Below are 20862 nucleotides of genomic sequence, written 5' to 3'. Positions count from 1 at the left end.
GGGAGGTGCTGGCCCGCCGGGCCGCGCTGCCGGCGCCGCGGGTGTCCGCCGCGCTCGCCGCCGCGCCAGTCCCGACTGCCCCGCGAGCCGAGCCCGAAGAGTACACAGTGGACGAGCTGATGGTGTGCGTGCTGGCCCGCACCATCGGCCCGACCGGGATCTGCTCGGTCGGTGCGGCGAGCCCGCTGCCGACCGCCGCCTACCTGCTCGCGAAGCACCTGTGGGCGCCCGAGCTGCTGCTGATGTCGCACAACGGCGGCCTCGTCGACCCGCCGGTGCGACCGCTGTCGCTCGCCGCGGCGGAGTTCCTGGACCATCACCTGTCCGCGGCGCACACCGGCGGCGACGAGACCTACCACTGGTACTACCAGCGCGGGCTGGTCACCCACGAGGTCGTCGGCGCGGCCCAGGTGGACGGCACCGGCGCCACGAACAACCTGTGGGTGTCCAAACAGGACGGAACCCCGGTGCGGCTGCCCGGCCAGGGCGGCATGGCCGACGTGGCGAACCTGCACGCGAACTTCATGATCTACCTGCCGAGGCAGAGCACCCGCAACCTGGTCGCGAAGCTCGGCACGGTGAGCGCGCGACGCGCGTGGCACGACCCCGAGGAGCGGCGCCGGTTCGGCCTGCGGCCCGGCCGCACCGTGGTGCTGACCGACCTCGGGATGTTCGAGTACGACCAGGACGTGGCCGCGTTGACGCTGCGCACGCTGCACCCCGGGGTGAGCATCGAGGACATCCGCCGGCGCACGGGTTTCGACGTGCTCGAGGCCGACGGTCTCGCCACGACCGAGCCGCCGACCGAGCGCGAGCTGACCGCGCTGCGCACGGTGGTGGACCCGCTGGGCGTGCGCCGGCTGGACACGGTGAGCTCGGCCGACCGCCAGCACCTCATCGACGCCCTCCTCGACCGCGAGGAAGCCATCCTCGACAGCCTAGTAAACCGAGCGGAGCAGTCATGAAGCAGGCCGAGGGCTTCCCAACCGCACCTCAGGGGAACGTGACGCAACCCAGCCACAGGAAACAATCCCAACCGCACCAATACAACGCACCGCAACCAACACCAAAAAGCTCGGGGAGGCGGGCCGGGCGGGATGGCCCGCTGGCCCACGTGCGGGTGTTGGACTTCACCCAGCTGCTCCAGGGACCGTTGGCGACCCAGATACTGGGCGACCTCGGCGCCGACGTGATCAAGATCGAGAAGCCGGGCGGTGAGTGGATGCGGTCCTGGGGGATCCTGGCCAGCACCACCGGCGGTGAGATGGACAGCTTCCTCGCGTTCAACCGCAACAAGCGCAGCGTCGCCGCCGACCTCAAGGACTCCTCGGTCCGCGACCGGCTGCTGGCCCTCGCGTCCGATGTGGACGTGGTGGTGGAGAACTTCCGGCCGGGCGTGATGGACCGGCTCGGCCTCGGCTACGACGACGTCGCCCGCGTCAACCCGAAGATCATCTACGCCAGCTCCAGCGGCTACGGCCAGGACGGGCCCTACCGCGACCGGCCGGGGCAGGACCTGCTGGTGCAGGCGCTCGCCGGCGCGCTGCACCTCACCGGGCGCGACGGGGATCCGCCGACACCGTGCGGGATCGGCATCAGCGACGAGTACACCGGCCTGCACCTGGTGGTCGCGATCCTCGCGGCGCTGTCCCACCGGCAGGCCACCGGCGAGGGGCAGCGGGTCGCGGTCGACCTGTTCTCCTGCACGGTCGCCGCGCAGCAGCAGGAGCTCACCGTCTACCTGAACCACCGCGAGCCGATGCCCAGGGCGAAGGAGAACGTCGGGCACGTCGGGGCCACCGCGCCGTTCGGCACCTACCCGACCGCGGACGGCCACCTGGCGCTCGCGATGATGCCGTGCCCGGAGCTCGGCCGGATCCTCGGCGTCGACTGGCTGGACGAGTTCGACACCAACGACAGGATGTTCGCCGAGCGCGACGTCATCCATCGCAGGCTCGCCGCGCACTTCGGTACCGACACGACCAAGAACTGGCTGGCGCTGCTGGACGCCCACGACGTCTGGTGCGCCCCGGTGCAGGACTACCCGGCGCTGGAGGACGACCCGCAGGTGCGGCACGCCGATCTGCTGTGGACGGTCCCACTCGGCGGCGACGAGGACGAGGGCGCTGGCGGCGACCGGTCGACGTTCCGCACGGTCGGCTCGCCGTTCACGTTCTCCGCGACCCCGGTGAGCCTGCGCCGCGGGGTGCCGCGCGCCGGCCAGCACACCGACGAGGTGCTCGGTGGCTGACCGGGTGGACCTGCCCCGGGGCTGGCGCGGGCTGGCGCTGCGCTCCGCTGAGGTCGAGGTCGTGCTGCTGCCCGAAAAGGGCTGCGACGTGTACTCGTGGGTCGACCGTGAGTCCGGTGTGGACGTCTTGTTCAAGACGCCGTGGGGACTGCCGCCCACCGCGCCGGGTGCCACCGGCGACTCGACGACCGCGTGGCTGGAACGCTATCCGGGCGGCTGGCAGGTGCTGTGTCCCAACGGGGGAGCGGACTCCGCGGCGCCAGGCGTGCGCTGGGGCTTCCACGGCGAGGCCTGCCTCGTGCCGTGGGAGGTGGTGGACACCGGGCCGGACCGGGCCGAGCTCACCGTCCGGCTGCACCGGGCGCCGCTGCGCCTGCGGCGCCGGGTGACGCTGTCCGGGCGGCTGCTGACGATCGAGGAGTCCGTCACCAACACCTCGCCGGACGCGGTCGAGCTGATGTGGAGCCACCACCCGGCGTTCGGCTCGCCGTTCCTCGGGCCGGACTGCGTGATCGCCACTTCTGCGCGCACCGTGCTCGCCGACGACGAGGCGCCCGGCACGCTGCTGGCGCCCGGTTCGCGCCACGCGTGGCCGCTCGTGTCCACAAGGGACGGTGCAGAGTTGGACCTGTCCGTGGTGCCCGCCGCGCCCGCGGCACAGCTCGCCTATCTCACCGACCTCGACGAGGGCTGGTTCGCGATCACCAATGCCCGGCTCGGGTTCGGCGTTGGCCTGCGGTGGCCGGTCGAGGTGTTCGGCCACGCGTGGTTCTGGCAGGAGCTGAACTCGAGCGCCGGCTACCCGTGGTGGCGCGAGGCGTACGTGTGCGCGGTCGAGCCGGCCAGCACGATCCCGGGCCAGGGTGTCGACGCCGCCCGGCGCAAGGGGTCCGGCCTGGTGCGGCTGGCCGGCGGGGAGCGGCGGGACGTGACGCTGGAGGCCGTGATGTTCCCCGCCGCCGGGAGGGTGCGCAGAATCGGCCCGCATGGTCTCGTCGAAACAGAGACGGAACAGCCAGAAGGGACGTGAAGCGATGACGGAACGGTTCAGCGGCAAGGTGGCGGTGGTCACCGGTGCGGGAGCCGGCATGGGTGCCGCGGTGGCGCGGCGCCTGGCCGCGGAAGGCGCCACCGTCGCGGTGTTCGACCGCGACCTGACGGGCGCGAGCGCCACGGCGGCGGCCATCCGCGCGGACGGCGGCACCGCCGAACCGTACGAGGTGGACATTCGCCTCTCCGCGCAGGTCGCCGCGGCGATCGAGCGCGTCGGCGGCATCGACGTGCTGGTCAACGTGGCGGGCGTGGTGCGCTACGGCGAGGTGCCCGACTTCGCCGAGGACGAGTGGGACCTGGTGCTCGACACCAACCTCAAGGGCACCTACCTGACCGCGAAGTACGCGATCCCGGCGATGCGGGCCCGCGGCGGCGGCGCGATCGTCAACTTCGCCTCGGTGCAGGCCTTCGCCAGCCAGCAGCTGGTCGCCGCGTACTCGGCGTCGAAAGGCGCGGTCGTGGCGCTGACCAGGACGCTCGCGCTCGACCACGCCAAGGACAACATCCGGGTCAACTGCGTGTGTCCCGGCTCGGTGGAGACCCCGATGCTGCGCTACGGCGCCCAGCAGCTCGACGACCGCGACCCGGCGGAGGTCATGCGGGAGTGGGGCGCGCTGCACCCGATCGGCCGGCTCATCCAGCCCGAGGACGTCGCCGGGCTCGTCGCGTTCCTCGCGAGCGACGACGCCGCGGCGATCACCGGCGCACCCCACCTCGTGGACGGTGGGCTGCTCGCCAAGTTAGGTGTCTGACCCGCGACGACTCGAGGAGCATCATGACAACCCCAGACCAGTTCCCCCGACGTCGGTTCCTCCTCACGAGCGGCGGGGTGGCCGCCGGGCTCGCCATCGGTGCGCCCGGCATGGCCGCCGCTGACCAGCGTCCCAGGGAGAACGCCGAGGCCGTGCTCTACTACCGGCTGCTGTTGCGGCACACCCGCTGGGTGGAGACGCTGTGGGACGAGGCCGCCGGGCACTACCCGCTCGGCGACTTCTACTTCCTCAACGTGCTCGGCAACGCGGTGCTCGTCACCCAGGGCAGCTACGACGCGGCGCTCGCCGGCGTCGAGCGGGACGTGCTGCGCGACCACACGGTGCGCACCATCCGGCACTTCGCCGCGACCAACTTCTGGGCCACCGGCTCGACGTGGGGCGACGGCGGCTACGAGTGGGGCGGCCGGATCTTCTGGGACGGCACGTTCGAGTCCTACTTCGTCGCGGCCGCGCGGCTGCTCTGGTCCGAGCTCGACCGGTCCACAAGGGACAACGTGGACGCGATCGCGGTCGGTGGCGCGGCATACGTGGTCGGCCTCGGCCTGAACGAGGACCCGCGCAGCGGCGGCTGGTCGTCCAACGGCCTGGCCGGCGGCTACCGCAACGACTCCAAGATCGAGGAGATGGGCGCGAAGTCGATGCCCATCGCCACCGGCCTCGCGTACTTCCCGGACCACGCCGACGCGGCGGCGTGGCGGGAATGGCTCACCCGGTGGCTGTCCAACATGACCGGACTGCCCTCCGCCGACAGGGACAACCACACGCTGATCGACGGCCGGCCGGTGTCGGAGTGGAACCGGGCGCAGAACATGTACGAGGGCTACCTGGTCGAGAACCACGGCACCTACGCGCCGATGTACCAGCAGTCCACCGGCGCGTACCCGGGCCGCAACGCGGTCCACTTCCTCATCGCGGGCGCCCCGCTGCCGGAGGTGTTCCTCGCCCAGCCCAACGCGGACGGCTTGTGGCGCACCATGACCCAGCTCGGCACCGCCGCCGGGCTGTCCGCGCACCCGATGGTCGCCGACCGCCACCACCTCTACGGGCGCGACGTGCTCCCGTTGACCTGGCGCCGGATGGGGCAGGGTGACCGGAGCGTGGCCAGGTCCGAGCGGATGCTCATCGAGCACCTCGAGCCCTACCTGGCCTACCCGCCGGAGAACCGGCTGACGAAGTTCAGCGGCGAGCCGAAGTACGAGCCGGAGGCGCGGGCCGAGGTCGCCATGGCCTACCTGCTGCACCTGTGGCGGGACCGGCTGCGCGGCGAGGTCCGCCCGGTGGACGAGAACCGTTACTGGCGCACCGTTTCCGGGGTGGTGGACCACGGCACCGACGTCGGGCTGCTCGCCCACCAGTCGGCCGGCGCGCTCGCCGTGGTCGTCACCAAGCCGAACTACGTGAAGTTCGGCTTCCTGCCCGAGCACGACGACTGGCTGTTCGACGCCACCGGCGCGGCGCCCGCGTTCCTGCCGTCCACCCAGCTCGCCGTGACCGGCCGGCAGACCACCCGCTACGACGAGCGGCACGACGGCTTCGCCGCCTCGGCAACGGTGTTGAGCCTCGCCACCGGGTTCGCCGGGTTCGCCACGCTGCCGACCGGCGCGGTCGTCTACGCCACGTCCGGGCTCGCGGCGGACGAGGGCGCGCTGCGGCTGCACAACCTGACCATGCCCGGCGTGCGCGGGCTCGACGGCGACCGCACGTTCCACGGCCCGGGCGGGTCGGTCACGCTCGCTCCGGCGGGCGGGGACGGCGGGGTCGACGAGTTGGCGTTCCCCGCGGTCTCGGGGCGCTACGTGCGGATGCTCGGCGGGCGGCCGGGCAGCCAGTACGGCTACTCGCTGTGGTCCTTCGAGGCGTTCGCCCCCGGCGGCACCGCCGACCTGGCGCGCGGGCGGCCGACGACCGCGTCCTCGAACGACCCCGGCTACCTGCCGCCGTACGCGACCGACGGCGACCCGGCTTCCCGGTGGGCGGTGGCGCGTGCGGAACGGCCCCGGCCGGACAGCTGGCTCGCCGTCGACCTTGGCGCCGAGTACGAGGTGGACCGGGCACGGCTGAGCTGGGATCCCGCGTTCGGCGCGGAGTATCGCGTCCAGGTGTCGAGTGACGGCACGACCTGGCGGGACGCGGTGAGCGTGCCGGCCGCGCACACCTTCGCCGGCTGGGTCAACGTGGACGACCGCGCCGGGTTCGTGGTTCGCGGCGCCGCGAACCCGATCCGGGTCACCGCGACCACCGTGACGCTGTCGGCCGGTCCGGCGCAGGGCAGCGCCGGCCTGGTCGTCGAGGGCTACCCGGCGCAGCGGGCCGGGCGGACGGCGGAGCTGTCCCGGCAGCCCGCGCCGACCGTCGACGTGCCGGGGGTGGCGGCGAGCCTGGTGGACGGCTGCCTGTGCGTGTTCAACCTCGGCCCGGCACCGGTCGAGGCGTCCGTGCGGGTACCCGGTCGAACCGTCCACATCGGACTTCCCGCCGCCGGGGCCGGGATCCGGCGGTTCCGGTAGTTGTATCTTGCGCACTAGCATACTAGTGTTCAACCCGTCTCGGAACGGAGGCGGGCTGATGGCGATGTACCGGCGCGGGTCGAACGGCGCGGGTCGCGGCTCGACCGTGCGGGCGCAGGTCTACGGGCTGATCCGCGAGTCGATCGTGTCGGTCACGCTGCTGCCCGGCCAGGCGCTGTCGGAGAACGAGCTGGCCGGGCACTACGGGGTGAGCAGGACCCCGGTCCGCGAGGCTCTCATCCAGCTCACCGACGAGGGCCTCGTCGATGTCGTGCCCCAGCGCGGCACGTTCGTCTCGCGCATCAGCGTGCGCGGCGTCGAGGAGGCGCAGTTCATCCGGGAGACGCTGGAGCGGGCGTCCCTGCCGTCGGTCGCCGGTCGCGTCACCGGGGCGGACGCGGTGCGGCTGCGCGGTTTGCTCGACGAGCAGCGGCAGGCCGCGGCCGACGGCGACCTGCAGACCTGGTTCGCCTGCGACGAGGAGCTGCACCGCGCTCTCCTGGAGATCGCCGGCCATCCGCGCGCGTGGCCGGTGGTGCAGTCGGCCAAGGCGCACATGGACCGGGTCCGCCGGCTCAGCCTGCCCGGCCCGCGGGTGCTCGCCGACCTCATCGCCCAGCACACCGAGATCGTGGAACACGTGCTGTGCCAGGACATCCGCGCGGCGGACAAGGTGCTCGCACGCCACCTGCGGCTCATCCACAGCCACCTCGGCCGGCTGCGCGAGGCCAATCCCGACTACTTCGCCGACGGTGAGCCGGACGGCGAGCTCATGGGGGTCCGATGAAGATCGTCGACCTGCGGGCCACCACGGTCACCGTGCCGCTCGAGGCGCCGCTTCGGCACGCCAACGGCGCGCACTGGGGCAGGTTCGTCCGCACGATCGTGGAGGTCGAGACCGACGAGGGCATCGTCGGGCTCGGTGAGATGGGTGGCGGGGGACAGAGCGCCGAGGCCGCGTTCGCCGGGCTGAAGCCCTACCTCGCCGGTCACGACCCGTTCCGGGTGGAGGAGCTGCGGTTCAAGCTGGCCAACCCGACGTCCTCGTTGTACAACAACAGGACCCAGCTGCTCGCCGCGATCGAGTTCGCGTGCCTGGACATCGTCGGCAAGGCGCTGGGCTGCCCGGTGCACACGCTGCTCGGCGGTCAGGTCCGCGACGAGGTCGAGTTCGCGAGCTACCTGTTCTTCCGCCATCCCGACGCGACGTCCGGCGACGGCGAGGTCCGCACGGTCTCCCAGCTCGTCGAGCACGCGCTCGACCTCAAGGAACGGCACGGTTTCCGCAGTCACAAGCTCAAGGGCGGGGTGTTCCCGCCGGACTACGAGCTGCGCTGCTACCGGGCACTGGCCGAGGCGCTGCCCGGAGACCGGCTGCGCTACGACCCGAACGCCGCGCTGTCGGTGCACGACGCGATCCGGTTCGGTCGCGCCATCGAGGACCTGGACAACGACTACCTCGAGGACCCGACGTGGGGGCTGCACGGCATGCGGCAGGTCCGGGCCGCGGTCCGGGTGCCGCTCGCCACCAACACCGTCGTGGTCAACTTCGAGCAGCTCGCGACCAACGTGCGGGACCCGGCGGTGGACGTCGTGCTGCTGGACACGACGTTCTGGGGCGGCATCCGCGCGTGCGTCAAGGCGGCCGGGGTGTGCGAGACGTTCCAGCTGGGCGTCGCCGTGCACTCCTCCGGCGAGCTCGGCGTGCAGCTCGCCACGATGCTGCACCTCGGCGCGGTGCTGCCCAACCTGACGCTGGCCGCCGACGCCCACTACCACCACCTGGCCGACGACGTGCTCACCGGCGGCAAGCTCTCCTACGCCGACGGCCGGATCAGGGTGCCGGACGGTCCGGGGCTCGGTGTGGAGCTGGACCGGGACAAGCTCGCGCGCTACGCCGAGCTGTACCGCGAGCTCGGCGACTACCCCTACGACCGCGACCCGACCCGGCCCGGTTGGTTCCCGCTGGTGCCGAACCAGTCCTGGGCCGACCCCGGCCTGTTGCCACGAGTTCAGTAAACCGTTTTAATAACCCGAGCGGACGGACAAGGAGGTCCACATGCGGATGACCAGAGTGCTCCCGGCTGTGCTGGCGCTGGCGGTCGTGTCGGTGACCGGATGCGCCAACGCCGGCGACGACGGCACGGTCAAGGTCGGCTACGTGGTGAACTTCGGTTCCCACGAGTGGTACCAGAACGTGATCAAGGGCGCCGACGACGGCGCGAAGCAGCAGGGCTTCGACTTCGAGTGGGCGGACGCCAACGTCGATCTGCCCAAACAGATCACCCAGTGCGAGAACATGCTGACCCAGGGCGTCGACGTGCTGATGCTCTCCCCGGTCGACCCGGACGGCCTGTCGAGCGTGATGAGCCAGGCCGAGGAGGCGGACGTGCCGGTCGTCACCGAGTCGAACACGGTGCCCGGGGCGAAGACCGCGGTCGGCATCCACAACCTGGAGGCGGCCAAGCTGCTCGGGCAGTGGGCGGGCGACCACATCACGAACACCATGCGCACCAAGGCGAAGGTGCTGATCGTCGGGTTGCCGACCCAGGTGGACACCCGGGACCGGGTCGAGGGCTTCAAGCAGGGCCTCGAGGCCAGCGGCGCCGACTACGAGATCGTGCAGGAGGTCAACGGCGGTGGCCTGAAGGACCAGGCGCTCGACGTCTCCGCGGACGCCATCACCGCGCATCCCGACGTCAACATGATCTTCGGCATCAACGACGACTCCGCGCTCGGCGGCACCCAGGCCTACCAGGAGGCCGGGCTGGACATCAGCAAGCTGACGACGCTCGGGTTCGGTGTGGAGGGTCGGGCCGGCAAGTCCGCGCTGTCCTCCGGCGGGCCGTACAAGGCCGGCCTGGGCATGTTCCCGGAGTTCGTCGGCCGCACCCTAATCGAGCAGGCGAAGGCGGTCAACGAGGGCAAGGACGTCCCGGAGCGCACGGTCACCCCGGCCACCGTGCTCACCGCCGACAACCTGTCCGACTACTACACCAAGGACGGCGACGACTGGAAGATCGACTACGACGCCGTGGAGGCCTTGCTGGAGCAGCAGAAGTGACTGCGCGCGGGGTCTGCTTGAGTCGCGTGTTTCCCAACCGCGCCCAAGGGGAACGGGACGCAAGCCAGCCACAAGTACGCACCGAACTGAACGGTATCAACCAACGTGACTACAAGGGATAATTCCCGGGGAGGCGGGCTGGCGCCCGTCCTCACGATGCACCACATCGCCAAGCGGTTCCCCGGGGTGCACGCGCTGGACGACGTGGACTTCGAGGTGCGCCCCGGCGAGGTGCACGCGCTGCTCGGCGAGAACGGCGCGGGCAAGTCCACGCTGATCAAGATCATGGCCGGGGTGCACGCGCAGGACGACGGCGAGTACCTGGTCGACGGCGAGCCGGTGGAGCCGGGCAGCCCGCGGGCCGCACACGCCGGCGGGGTCAGCGTGGTGTTCCAGGAGCTGAGCCAGGTGGAGAGCCTGTCGGTCGCGGAGAACGTGTTCTTCGGCCGGCTGCCGAGGACCCGCTACGGCACCGTCGACCGGTCCACCCTGCACCGGGAGACGGTCCGGCTGCTGCACGTCGTCGGGCTGGCCATCGAGCCGACGGCTCGGCTCGGCTTCCTTTCCGTCGCGCAGCGCCAGCTCGTGGAGATCGCCAAGGCGCTGTCCATGGACGCCAAGGTGATCGCGATGGACGAGCCGACCTCGGCGTTGAGCTACGCGGAGATCGAGACGCTCTTCTCGCTCATCGGCCGGCTCACCGAGCAGGGCGTCGGGATCGTCTACGTGTCGCACAAGCTCGACGAGCTGTTCCGGATCTGCGACCGGATCACCGTGCTCCGCGACGGCCGCAAGGTCGGCGAGGTGCGCACCGGCGAGGTCACCAGGGAGGAGCTCGTCCGGTTGATGGTGGGCCGCCGCCTGGACAGCTTGTTCCCCCGCATCGAGCGCACCGTGGCGGACTCGCCCGCGTTGCTCGAGGTGCGCGGCCTCACCTCGGCGATGGTCCGCGACATCACGTTCTCCGTCCGAGCGGGGGAGGTGGTCGGCTTCTCCGGGCTGATGGGCTCCGGCCGCACCGAGCTCGCGAGGGCGCTGTTCGGGCTCGACCGGGCGACCGGTGCGGTGCTCCTCGCCGGTCGCCCGGTGCCGCGCAACTCCTCGGCCAAGGCGGCCGTGCGCGGCATCGGCTACGTGCCGGAGGACCGCAAGGAACACGGCCTGATCCTGGTCTCCACCATCCGGGACAACATCACGCTCACGGTCCTGCGCGGGCTGTCCCGGGGCGGCCAGGTCAACCGGGCGAAGGAACGCGGGGTGGCCCGTGACGTCATCGAGCGGCTGCGGATCAAGGCCCGGTCGGCCGAGCAGCAGGTCGCCGCGCTCTCCGGCGGGAACCAGCAGAAGGTCACCCTGGCGCGGTGGCTCATCAAGGAGGACCTGAAGGTGCTCATCCTCGACGAGCCGACCCGGGGCGTCGACGTGAACTCCAAGAGCGAGATCTACCGTCTCGTCGCGACGATCGCCGAGCGTGGCGTGGCGGTGGTGGTGATGTCCTCGGAGATGCCGGAGCTGCTGTCGCTCTGCGACCGGATCCACGTGCTGCGGGACGGCGTGCTCGTCGACGAGTACGACCATGCCGAAGCGACCCAGGAGAAGCTGATGACCTCGGCAATCGGACACGCACTGGGAGATGGGTAGATGAGGACCCGGATCAACCACCTGGCGCGTGCCGCCGCCAGGTACGAGCAGGTGCCGTTGTTGCTGGCGTTGCTCGTCATCTGTGTCTACCTGACGATCGCCACCAACGGGATCTTCTTCACCACCGACAACATCACCAAGGTGTTGCGTGCCTCGTCGATCGAGCTGATCGCGGCGCTCGGCATGACGGTGGCGATGGTCGCCGGCCAGGTGGACCTGTCGATCGGCTCGCTGCTCGCGGTGGTCGGCGTCGCCTCGGTGACCGTCTACAACGCCACCGGCAGCGTGGCGGTCACGGTGCTCGCCGGGCTCGGGGTCGGCGTGGTGGTCGGCTTCGTGAACGGCCTGCTGGTGACGCGGCTCGGCATCAACGCGATCATCACCACCCTCGGCATGATGGCCGTGCTGCGGGGAATCGGTTACCTGACAACGAATGCCCGGGCCGTGCAGACCGAGGGGGCGTCCTTCAAGGAGATCGGCGTGGGGTACGTCGGGCCGATCCCGATCCCCGTGCTGATCGCGCTCGGTGTCGTCCTGCTCACCTACTTCCTGCTCAACCGCACCGTGTTCGGCCGCTACCTGTACGCGGCGGGCGGCAACCCGGAGGCCGCACGGTCCGCGGGCCTGCCGGTGCGGCGCATCTACGTCATCGCGTTCGTCATCGTCGCGCTGGCCGCGGCGCTGGCCGGGCTGATCACCGCGGGGCGGCTGAACTCCTTCCAGCCCACCATCGGGATCGGCTTCGAGCTGAACGTGATCGCCGCGGTGATCCTCGGCGGCACCCGCCTGTCCGGCGGCGAGGGCACGGTGTCCGGCACCGTGCTCGGCGTGCTGATCCTCGGCGTGCTCAACAACGGGCTGGTACTGCTGGACGTCAACACGTTCTGGCAGGAGGTCGTGCGCGGCACCGTGATCATCCTGGCGGTCGCGATCGACGAGTACCGTAAGCGCAGGCGCAACCAGCGGTTCCGCGAGGAGCCGCCGGCCGAGGGGGCGGAGGAGGGCGGCGAGCAATGGCGCGAGGTCGAGTCTTCCACGACGGCACGCTGACCCGCCCGCAGCTCGACCACCCCGAGTGCGTCGCGGTGCATCCGGACGGCAGCGTGTGGTGCGGCGGCGAGCACGGGCAGATATTCCGGATCTCGGCCGACGGCACCCGGCTCGACGAGGTGGCGAGCACCGACGGCTTCGTGCTCGGCATCGCCTTCGGACCGGCCGGCCGACTGTACGCGTGCGATCTCGCGCACCGCGCGGTGTTCACTGTGGACACCGCGAGCGGTGGGGTGGCGAAGTTCACCGACGGCGGCGCGCGACCGTTCGTCACGCCCAACTTCGCCGCCGTGGCGGCGGACGGCACGGTGTACGTGTCGGACAGCAACCAGCAGGGCGAGCCGGGCGGTGGGGTCTACCGGTTCGCGCCGGACGGTTCCGGCGGGTTGTGGAGTGCCGCGCCGCTGAACTTCGCCAACGGCCTCGCGCTCGCGCCGGACGGCTCGGCGGTGTACGTCGTCGAGTCGTTCCTGCCTGGGGTGAGCCGGATCCCGATCGGGCCGGACGGTGCGGCCGGGTCGCCGGAGCCGGTGGTGTCGCTGCCGGGCACCGTGCCCGACGGCATCGCGTTCGGCCCGGACGGCCGGCTCTACGTGGGGTGTTACGAGCCGAGCCAGGTGTTGCGCGTCGACCTGGCCGGCGGTTCGGTCGAGACCGTGCTCGCCGACCCGACCGCGCACCTGCTGTGCCACCCGACGAACCTCGCGTTCCGCGGCACCGAGCTGTTCACGAGCAACCTGGGACGCTGGCACGTAACGCTCATCGACCAGCTCGAGATTCCTTAGTTCAAGGGAATTTCGAGGACGAAGGCAGGGGGCGGGTTGAGGGTCAGCATCACCGATGTCGCACGGCAGGCGGGGGTAACGCCGGCGGTGGTCTCCCGCGTGCTCAACGCGGATCCCAAGCTCCAGATCCGTGCCGAGACCCGGGACCGGGTGCTCGCCGCGGCCCGCGAGCTCGACTACACGCCGAGCCACGCGGCGCGGGCGTTGCGGCACAGCAGGGCGGGCGCGCTCGGCCTCGCCGTGCACGACATGGCCAACCCGCTGTACGGCGAGATCATCCTGGGCGCGCAGAAGGCCGCGGCGGACGCCGGTTTCGTGCTGCTGCTCGCCGACATCGACGGCCTCGCCCGTGGCGACGACACCTTCCACCGGGTCGTTTACGGCGGCGCGATCGACGGCCTGCTGCTGCAGCGCGCCGGCACCGCCTCCGACCGCACGATCATCGGAACCGCGAGCGCGCGGATTCCCACGGTGCTGCTCAACGACCGGTCGACCACGCTGGCGAGCGTCGCGCTCGACGACCTGGCCGGTTCGCGCATGGCCACCCAGCACCTGCTGGACCTCGGTCACACCCGCATCGCGCACCTCAAGATCGGTGGCACCCAGCGGTCCGGCAACCGGGTTCGCGGCTGGCGGGACGCCCTGGCCCGCGCCGGCCTGACGCCGAACCCGTCCTGGCTGGTCGCCGGCGGGCACACGGTCGAGTCGGGCCTGGCCGGCATGCGGAGCCTGCTGTCCCGGCGTCCGCTGCCGACCGCGGTGGTGGTCGGCAACGTGCTGGCCGCGATCGGTGCGCTGACCGCCGCCCGCGAGGCCGGCCTGGACGTGCCGGGCCGGCTGTCGGTCGTCGCCTTCCACGACGTGCTCTACGCGGCCCACCTGACGCCGGCGCTCACGGCCGTGGCCATGCCGCTGCGCGAGCTCGGCGCCGCCGCGGTGACCCTGCTGATGGAACGCCTGGAGGGCAACGAACCCAGGCACGTGGTCGTGCGCGACCCGGCGCCCGTGCTGGTCACCCGCGGCTCCACCGCGCCCCCGGCGTCCTGATCCGGGTGAACCATCACCGGGCCCGATGCCGGGTCATGGCGTGACGTCGCCGTTGATGTGGAACCGGATGGTGGCGATGTTGCTGGCCACGCCGAGCTGGCGCAGGTCCGCCGCGTCCACGCGGTTGTCGTTGCCGGCGTCGGGCACCGTCGCGGGCGCGTCGTCGTAGACGCCGTTGTGGTCGAGGTCGGCGACCACGGCGATCGTGAGGGTGCTGGCCACGTCGGTGCCGAAGAGTGGCGCGCCGACGATCCAGGTGTCCTGCACCGTCGTGGTGCGTCGGCTCGTGTCGGTCAGCGCGGTGATGTTGAAGAGGTTGGCCAGGTTGGTGCCGGCGCCGGAGAACGCGGTCGTCGTCGAGGCGAGAACGACCACGCCGGGGAGGTGCTCGTCCCGGCCGGGGCCGAAGGAACCGGGCAGCGGAGCGGCATCGGCGTGCGCGCCCGGGCCGGTGAGCTGTGCGGTGGTGTAGCCCGATGTGCCGGTGGGGAAGACCGCGTTGAAGTCCACGACCCAGTTGGTGCCGGCGACGCCTGTTCGGTCGCCGGGGCGCGGCGAAAGGACCTGAACGAACGCCGGCGCGGGCCGGTGGTGGTGGGCGGGAGCCGGGTTCGGGTGATGTGCCCCGGTGGCGGCCGCGCTCCCGGTGGCGGCGAATGAGGTCAGTGCGGCCGCGCCGGCAAGGGCGGTGGCGGCGATTCGACGGTACTTCACGATGGGTGTCTCCCGGATCCTTCGATGGACGACGAGCATCGGACGCTGTGCACCGGGGTGTACGACGTGAGTCGCGTCCTGGTTCGCTAGTGTCGCGTGATCCTGTTCCTTTGCGTCCGCTGTGGATCAACGTGGTTCCCGGCAAGGCGGAGGAAAGTCGCTCGTACTGGGTGTACTTGGGTTTTCTCCAACGCGGCCAGGGGCCGCGTTGGCCGCAGCGGCGTAAAGGTTTCAGGGTCACGCGACACTAGGACGCCTACCTCCCGCGTGGCGAGCCGGCGTCCGTCCTTTGTGGTCCCAACAGGGGCGGCCCTGGCGTCGGTCAGCCGGGCAGGTCGGCGGTGGTGATGGCGTTTCCGTGGCGGTCCGTGACCGTCACCGAGTCGACCATGGCGATGGGCATCGAGACGGCGCCGGTGACCCGCACGGTGTCGTTGGGCGTCGGTCCCCAGGTCGCGGCCTGCTCGACATGGCCGCGAACGCCGTAGACCCGCAAGGTGAACGGTCCGTCGGCCGGCATCTCGCTCAGCGAGACCGACACCTCCGTGCCCCACGGCTTCTGCCTGAAGGTCGCGTCGCCCACCGTCTCGACGCCGGCCGCTGCCGGGCTGAACGCGACCGACATGTCACCACCGTCACCAGCGTCTGCGTTCCCGCCGATCAGGATGCCCACGCCGATACCGGCCAGCAGGGTCACGCTCGCGGCCGCCGCCAGCACGCCGGCGCCACGCCTCGTCCACCGTGCCCGCCGTTCCGTGCGCACCTGCGCCAGCAGCTGCTCGAGCCGCCCCTGCGGTTCGGCCGCCGCGGACGGCGGGGCCTTGTGTCGCAACAGCTCCGCCACGGGCGTGTGCGCGGTCAGCTCCGCGAGGCATTCGTCACACTCGGCCAGGTGGCTGTCCATCAACCGGGTGTCCTGCGGCGACAGCCCGCCCAGCAGGTACGCGCCGAGCAGGTCGCGGACCTGGTCGTGCCGGGCGCCGGATCCACCGTTGCCGGTGTCGTCGGTCGTGCTCACCGCAGGACCCCCATCTCTTCGAACACCGCCCGCAACGTGCGTACCGCGTTGAAGGCACGGGACTTGACCGTGCCCTCCGGCACACCCAGCCGGCGCGCGGTCTCGACGACCGTGTGTCCCTGGTAGTACAGCGCTTCCACGACGGCCCGGTGGGCATCGGTCAGCCGCTCCAACGCGCTGTCCACGATCCAGCCGTCGATCGCCGCGTCCACCTGGTCGGCGACCGGCACCGTGGCGAGCGCGGCCTCGTCGGCCACCAGCCGAGGGCGGCGGTTGTCCGACCGCCACTGGTCGGTGATGATGTTCCGCGCGACGGTGAACAGGTAGGACCTGACTTTCTCCGGCCGAGCCGCGAGGCGGTCGATGTTGCGCCAGGTCCGCATCATCGTCTCCTGCACCACGTCCTCGGCGCGTTGCATGTCGTCGACGTAGCGGAGCACGAAGCCGAGCAGCACGCGGAAGTGTGCCGCATGCAGCTCGGTCATCAACTCCTCGTCTCGGGTCACCCGGATACCCCGTCCCGGTCCGACCGTGGTCATCCGGTCAGGCTCTGCCGATCTCGTGCCGATGTCGTGCTGATGCCGTCGTGTACGACGACGCCTCCGAAAGGGTTCAGAGACGCCGTTGAGACGTGTGCCTCGACGACGTGTCAGCCGGGCGGGACGGTGCGGAGGTGGGTGAGCGTGAGTCCGATCGGGATGCTCACGAGCAGCACGAGGCAGACCGTCCGGAAGACGACCGCGTGGACCCGCCGCCGCGCGCCGCGGGTGTCGGCCAGGGCGAAGGCGAGCGCGCACCCGAGGGCGATGCCGCCGAGATCGGTGACGAGCGGCGCCGTCGTGAGTGATCCGGCCATGACGAGGGTGTTGCCGCCGTTCCAGCAGGCGAACCCCGTCCACGACCGCCGCGGCGGGATCGGCCGACCGGTGAGGAGGCGTTGCCGGTCGCTCAGCGCGCATTGGGCGACGCCGCAGACGAGCACGAGGTACGCGGCCAGCCAGGACCCGCGATCGAGCTGCAGCGGTCCGGTGACCGCCGCGACCAGCCCGCCGAGCACGATGAAGGCGACCCCGGTTCCGTAGCCGACGTGCGCCGCGGATCCGCTCACCCGACCTGCGAGGGGACGAGCTGGAGTCGCCACGCCTCGGGGCCGCGTTCGAGGTAGCTGACGGAGAAACGGCCGGGCGCGCGTTGTTCGATCTGGGCCAGCAGCGGGAGCGGATCGTGCGGGGCGACCAGGATGAGTCCCTGCCCGGCGGTGACCGCGTCGAGTGCGCCGAAGACGGTCGCGTGGCGGATCGCGTGCGGAACGGTGCGCACGTCGAGCTCGGGGAGCTCCGGGTCGTCGACCACTCCGCACGCACACGTCGCCGCGTCCGCGGCCACGCCGGTGCGGCCGTCCAGCAGGGTCTCGACATCGGCGAGCAGCGAGGCGAGCGAGAGCCTGGTGGTCGCGGCGAGGACGGGGAGGGCGCTGTCCTCCACGACGCGCAGGTGATGGGCGACCCGCACGCGAAGTGCCACCGCCGCGGTGGCTGCCTCGGTCGGTTCGCCCGGCTCGGCGAGCCGGGCGAGCACGGTGTCGACGCTCTCGCGTTCACGGGTGAGGCGGTCGGCGAGGTCACCGTCGATCGGGCGGAGCGCCGGGCCGAACACGGTCCGTTCGGCGTCGAGATGCTGGCTCAACGGCCCGCGACACCAGTCCAGCAGCGCGGCACGCGCGAGCCCCAGCCGCCGCTCGTCCCCGCTCGTCGCGGTCTCGAGGAGCCGTGCCGTGAGCCCGGCGAGGGCCCCGGACAGTTCCGCGTGCCTCGCGGTGATCCGTTCGACGGCACCGGAGTCGGCGCCGCTCGAGGCGAGCACCACGGGCGCCGACCCGGGCGCCGGCACGGCTGGCGCTCGCTCGAACCGGGTCAACAGCAGGTGGGCCTCGGACAGGGCCTCCACCGAGTGCGGAACGTTCGCGTCGAGGTGGATGAGCGCGCCCGCCGGCAGCTCGACGCGTTCGCCGCCGATGTCGAGGGCAGCTCGGCCCGCGAGTACCTGCACGAGGATCGGCGCCGTGGCGACGTGCTCCTTCATGACCTGACCCGCGTCGAGCGAGAGCCGGGCCACGCTCGCCCCGGCGCCCTTGAAGATCCGCCGGGACCGGACCGCCCCGGTCTCGACCGGCAGCGCGCGCACCAGCTTCTCGGCGTCACCGGCGACCAGTGTGTGGGTTCCCTCGGCCATGCCAACCTCCGTAGTCGTTCCTCGATTTAACCGTAACACTATCCTTTTTATTAGCTACACTGGCGGCATGAGCCGAGACCTGCAGGACCGGTCCGACATCGAGGACATGGTCGGCGAGTTCTACCGCCGGGCGTTCGCAGACCCGCTGATCGGCCCGATCTTCACCGACGTGGCCGAGATGGACCTCGACCGCCACCTGCCGATCATGTGCGACTTCTGGGAGACCGTGCTGTTCCGAGCAGGCCTCTACCGCCGCAACGCCCTCCAGGTGCATCTCATCCTGAACGCCCTGTACCCCTTGCGGCAGGAGCACTTCGACCGGTGGCTCGCCCTGTGGGTGGCCAACATCGACGAGCACTTCGCCGGCGAGAAGGCCGAGCTCGCGAAGGTCCAAGCCAGACGCATCGCCGGCTCCATCCTCCGGCGGGTGCGAGGACGGTCGGGCAGCGAGTTCGAGACTTTGCGGCCACACCGGACCTGGAACGGGGAGGAGACGGTCGATGCGCCTTAGCCCGGGGAGGCGTGAGCCCGCGGACGAGAGCTATCACGCCGCCCTCGCGTCGCGCACCCGGCGGCGGGTTCTCGACACGCTCACCCGCTCGCCCGCCCCCATGGACGCGCAGGCGCTCGCCACCGAGCTGGGCCTGCACGTCACGACGGTCCGGTTCCACCTCGAGCAGCTCGAGGAAGCGGGCCTGGTCCGGCGCGAGCAGGCCGGGGAGAAGCGGCGCGGGCGGCCAAGGCTGCTCTACACCGCCGTCCAGGCCGTCGCCCGCGACGAGGACTCCCGCGAGCAGCTCATCGAGGCGCTCGCCGGTGTCCTGGCCAGCCGTGACGACGACAACGGGCAGGCCAGGTCCGTCGACGCGGGCCGGAACTGGGCGAACGCGCTCGTTCCCGAGCAGGCCGACCCGGGCGATCGGCGCGGCACGCTGGTCGGCGTGCTGGACCGGCTCGGCTTCGACCCTGAGCCCGACGGCGAGGACATCCGGCTGCGCGCATGCCCGTTCCGGGACGCCGCCAGGGAGCATCCGCAGGTCGTCTGCTCGGTGCATCGCGGCCTCGTCGAGCAGCTCGTCGAGCCCGGCGGCACCCACGCCAGGCTGCTCCCGTTCGTCGAGCCGGAGCTGTGCCTGATCACCCTCGAACCGCGACGAACCGTCAGCTGATCGCCATGCCCTCCGGCTCGCGGTATCCGAGCGACCTGCCGGCCTTGGTCAGGAACCGGTCGACGACCCTGCCGGTGTCGAGGTCCACACAGGACACCCCGCGAGTCCAACGTTCGCGACCCGCGAGTCCAACACTCGCGACCCGCGATCCGCGGGTTCCGAATGTGGGACTCGCATGTCCTGGGTGTTGGACTCGCGGGGCCTGGGGGTTGGACTCGCGGGTTGGCCGGAACCGCTGGGGCGTCTCGGCGGCGGGGCCGGCATGAAAGCGGGAGCAAAGCCGGAGGGAAGCGCCGGGCCATAGCGTGCCGCCCCGATGATGATCGAGGTTCTCGGAGAGGAAATGAGCTCGATGAGTATTCGTACTGTTTTCCGGGTGTTGGGGGCGGTCGCGGTCGCTGCCGGCGTGGTGACGGTGTCGGCCGGGCCGGCGTCCGCGGAGCCGGAGCGGCCACCGTTCCAGCTGCCGTTCCCCTGCGACGACAAGATGTACATGGGCTACGGGTCGGCGTCCGACCACGCACCCGCGCTGGACATGTACCGGAACCCGTTCGACGATACGGAGGGCAATCCGGCCGTGGCGGCCGCGGACGGGACGGTCACGCTGTCCTATGAGGACCCGCCAGGGGCCGGCAACATCATCCAGATCGACCACGGAGGCGGCTGGTTCACGACCTCCATCCACCTCCAGGACGCCGGCCACGGCCAGGACGTGGCGGTAGAGCTACCCCGCCCGTAGCTGGATGCGGAAGTCGCGCCACTGCTGCGCGGCTTTCGCCATGTCCCGTTTCCACGGCTGCGGATCGTTCTCGGCGATTTCGGCCCACAGCCGGACGCTGGCCGCCGCGAACACGTCGATCCCCTCGGCCGAGGCGGTCTGCCACGCGGGCACGCCCCCAACGCACCCCTCGGCGTGCTCAGGCGCGTGCCCGGCCGCGATCAACCGCACGACCAGCACGCACGGGTCGATCCACGCCGCGCCCCGTCCGGGCCACGCCCAGTCGATCAACCGCGCCCCGCCGTTCGCGGTGATGAGCACGTTCTCCGGGTTGTAGTCGGTGTGCAGCAGGGTGTCTCCGCCGAGCAGCTCCGCCGGTCCGTCCACGTAGGACGCGAACGACCGGCGCGCATCCCGGACGGGCGCCGTGTCGGGGCAGTGGATCTGGCCGATCCTCGCCATCACGTCCACCACGGCGGGCAAGTCCGGCGAACCGGGGGCGTAGTCGGCGTGACGGCCCTCGACGTACTCGAACCCGAGCACGTTCCACCCCCCGGCGTCCGGCAGGTGCCACAGCACCGCCGGGGCCACCGGCCGCACGTGCGGCCCAAGCTCGGCTTCCCGGTCCTGGGTGATCACCGTGCGATGGTCACCGCGGATGCCCTTGACGAACACCCGCCCGGCCTCCGCGTCCACCACAGCCGCCAGCGGCGAGTTCCGACCCCCTGACACGGCCCGTACCGCGCGGATTGGTCCGGTCCGGTCCTCGCTCGATAGCGGTGCGGGTGACCTCGGGCAGCGTGGCCCACTCGATGCGGGTATTCATGTCGTCCTCGGGGT

General features: G+C 71.4%; 21 protein-coding genes. 15 read left to right on the top strand and 6 right to left on the bottom strand.

Features of this window, described 5'->3' with window-relative positions:
* From GEV28_RS21225 to GEV28_RS21170, 12 genes are all read left to right on the top strand, one after another.
* On the top strand, window positions 1-965 hold a 965-nt coding region (locus tag GEV28_RS21225; RefSeq protein WP_291413853.1), incomplete at its 5' end, for a CoA-transferase.
* 149 nt (window positions 966-1114) lie between these two features.
* The gene (locus tag GEV28_RS21220) at window positions 1115-2251 is read left to right on the top strand and encodes a CaiB/BaiF CoA-transferase family protein (RefSeq protein WP_291413852.1); all 1137 of its coding nucleotides are present in this window, start codon (window positions 1115-1117) and stop codon (window positions 2249-2251) included.
* Entirely contained in the window at window positions 2244-3281 is a 1038-nt protein-coding gene (locus GEV28_RS21215) for an aldose 1-epimerase (protein WP_291413851.1), read from the top strand. The genes GEV28_RS21220 and GEV28_RS21215 overlap by 8 nt, the downstream gene beginning before the upstream one ends.
* 4 nt (window positions 3282-3285) lie before the next feature.
* Window positions 3286-4056, top strand: coding sequence for an SDR family NAD(P)-dependent oxidoreductase (locus GEV28_RS21210; RefSeq protein WP_291413850.1), 771 nt, complete (start codon window positions 3286-3288; stop codon window positions 4054-4056).
* A gap of 23 nt (window positions 4057-4079) precedes the next feature.
* Window positions 4080-6584, top strand: coding sequence for a discoidin domain-containing protein (locus tag GEV28_RS21205; RefSeq protein WP_291413849.1), 2505 nt, complete (start codon window positions 4080-4082; stop codon window positions 6582-6584).
* A gap of 58 nt (window positions 6585-6642) precedes the next feature.
* Window positions 6643-7371, top strand: a complete 729-nt coding sequence (locus tag GEV28_RS21200; protein ID WP_291413848.1) for a GntR family transcriptional regulator — start codon at window positions 6643-6645, stop codon at window positions 7369-7371.
* A complete protein-coding gene (locus GEV28_RS21195) occupies window positions 7368-8603 on the top strand; it encodes an enolase C-terminal domain-like protein (RefSeq protein WP_291413847.1) in 1236 nt (411 codons plus the stop codon). The genes GEV28_RS21200 and GEV28_RS21195 overlap by 4 nt, the downstream gene beginning before the upstream one ends.
* A gap of 40 nt (window positions 8604-8643) precedes the next feature.
* Window positions 8644-9648 (top strand): sugar ABC transporter substrate-binding protein, encoded by a 1005-nt coding sequence (locus GEV28_RS21190; protein ID WP_291413846.1) that lies wholly within the window; start codon window positions 8644-8646, stop codon window positions 9646-9648.
* Between the two features lie 156 nt (window positions 9649-9804).
* Complete coding sequence (locus GEV28_RS21185; protein ID WP_291413845.1) at window positions 9805-11289, top strand: sugar ABC transporter ATP-binding protein; 1485 nt, start codon at window positions 9805-9807, stop codon at window positions 11287-11289.
* On the top strand, window positions 11290-12339 hold the full coding sequence (locus GEV28_RS21180; RefSeq protein WP_291413844.1) for an ABC transporter permease: 1050 nt from the start codon (window positions 11290-11292) through the stop codon (window positions 12337-12339). It begins immediately after the preceding gene.
* The gene (locus tag GEV28_RS21175; protein ID WP_291413843.1) at window positions 12303-13124 is read left to right on the top strand and encodes an SMP-30/gluconolactonase/LRE family protein; all 822 of its coding nucleotides are present in this window, start codon (window positions 12303-12305) and stop codon (window positions 13122-13124) included. Before GEV28_RS21180 ends, GEV28_RS21175 begins: the two co-directional genes overlap by 37 nt.
* Before the next feature lie 36 nt (window positions 13125-13160).
* The gene (locus GEV28_RS21170) at window positions 13161-14171 is read left to right on the top strand and encodes a LacI family DNA-binding transcriptional regulator (protein ID WP_291413842.1); all 1011 of its coding nucleotides are present in this window, start codon (window positions 13161-13163) and stop codon (window positions 14169-14171) included.
* A gap of 33 nt (window positions 14172-14204) precedes the next feature.
* Here GEV28_RS21170 and GEV28_RS21165 read toward each other — a convergent pair whose 3' ends face one another.
* The 5 genes from GEV28_RS21165 to GEV28_RS21145 form a co-directional block, all read right to left on the bottom strand.
* Window positions 14205-14885, bottom strand: coding sequence for a hypothetical protein (locus tag GEV28_RS21165; RefSeq protein WP_291413841.1), 681 nt, complete (start codon window positions 14883-14885; stop codon window positions 14205-14207).
* A gap of 322 nt (window positions 14886-15207) precedes the next feature.
* Window positions 15208-15903, bottom strand: a complete 696-nt coding sequence (locus GEV28_RS21160; protein ID WP_291413840.1) for an anti-sigma factor — start codon at window positions 15901-15903, stop codon at window positions 15208-15210.
* Complete coding sequence (locus GEV28_RS21155) at window positions 15900-16388, bottom strand: sigma-70 family RNA polymerase sigma factor (RefSeq protein ID WP_291413839.1); 489 nt, start codon at window positions 16386-16388, stop codon at window positions 15900-15902. The genes GEV28_RS21160 and GEV28_RS21155 overlap by 4 nt, the downstream gene beginning before the upstream one ends.
* Before the next feature lie 164 nt (window positions 16389-16552).
* On the bottom strand, window positions 16553-17011 hold the full coding sequence (locus tag GEV28_RS21150; protein ID WP_291413838.1) for a hypothetical protein: 459 nt from the start codon (window positions 17009-17011) through the stop codon (window positions 16553-16555).
* Window positions 17008-18135, bottom strand: coding sequence for a DUF2249 domain-containing protein (locus tag GEV28_RS21145; protein ID WP_291413837.1), 1128 nt, complete (start codon window positions 18133-18135; stop codon window positions 17008-17010). Before GEV28_RS21145 ends, GEV28_RS21150 begins: the two co-directional genes overlap by 4 nt.
* A gap of 67 nt (window positions 18136-18202) precedes the next feature.
* On the opposite strand from GEV28_RS21145, the gene GEV28_RS21140 reads away from it, so the two are divergent.
* The 3 genes from GEV28_RS21140 to GEV28_RS21130 all read left to right on the top strand — a co-directional run bounded on the left by GEV28_RS21140 (window position 18203) and on the right by GEV28_RS21130 (window position 20043).
* Complete coding sequence (locus GEV28_RS21140) at window positions 18203-18646, top strand: group III truncated hemoglobin (RefSeq protein ID WP_291413836.1); 444 nt, start codon at window positions 18203-18205, stop codon at window positions 18644-18646.
* The gene (locus GEV28_RS21135; RefSeq protein WP_291413835.1) at window positions 18636-19304 is read left to right on the top strand and encodes a helix-turn-helix domain-containing protein; all 669 of its coding nucleotides are present in this window, start codon (window positions 18636-18638) and stop codon (window positions 19302-19304) included. Before GEV28_RS21140 ends, GEV28_RS21135 begins: the two co-directional genes overlap by 11 nt.
* A 352-nt stretch (window positions 19305-19656) precedes the next feature.
* The gene (locus tag GEV28_RS21130; RefSeq protein WP_291413834.1) at window positions 19657-20043 is read left to right on the top strand and encodes a M23 family metallopeptidase; all 387 of its coding nucleotides are present in this window, start codon (window positions 19657-19659) and stop codon (window positions 20041-20043) included.
* Here GEV28_RS21130 and GEV28_RS21125 read toward each other — a convergent pair.
* Window positions 20029-20754, bottom strand: coding sequence for an aminoglycoside phosphotransferase (locus tag GEV28_RS21125; RefSeq protein WP_291413833.1), 726 nt, complete (start codon window positions 20752-20754; stop codon window positions 20029-20031). The genes GEV28_RS21130 and GEV28_RS21125 overlap by 15 nt on opposite strands.
* Window positions 20755-20862 lie beyond the last annotated feature (108 nt).

The organism is Actinophytocola sp., assembly GCF_009379765.1.
Lineage (GTDB): Bacteria > Actinomycetota > Actinomycetes > Mycobacteriales > Pseudonocardiaceae > Actinophytocola.
Note: the sequence above shows the minus strand (reverse complement) of the source record. Positions and strands in the feature narration are given on the sequence as shown.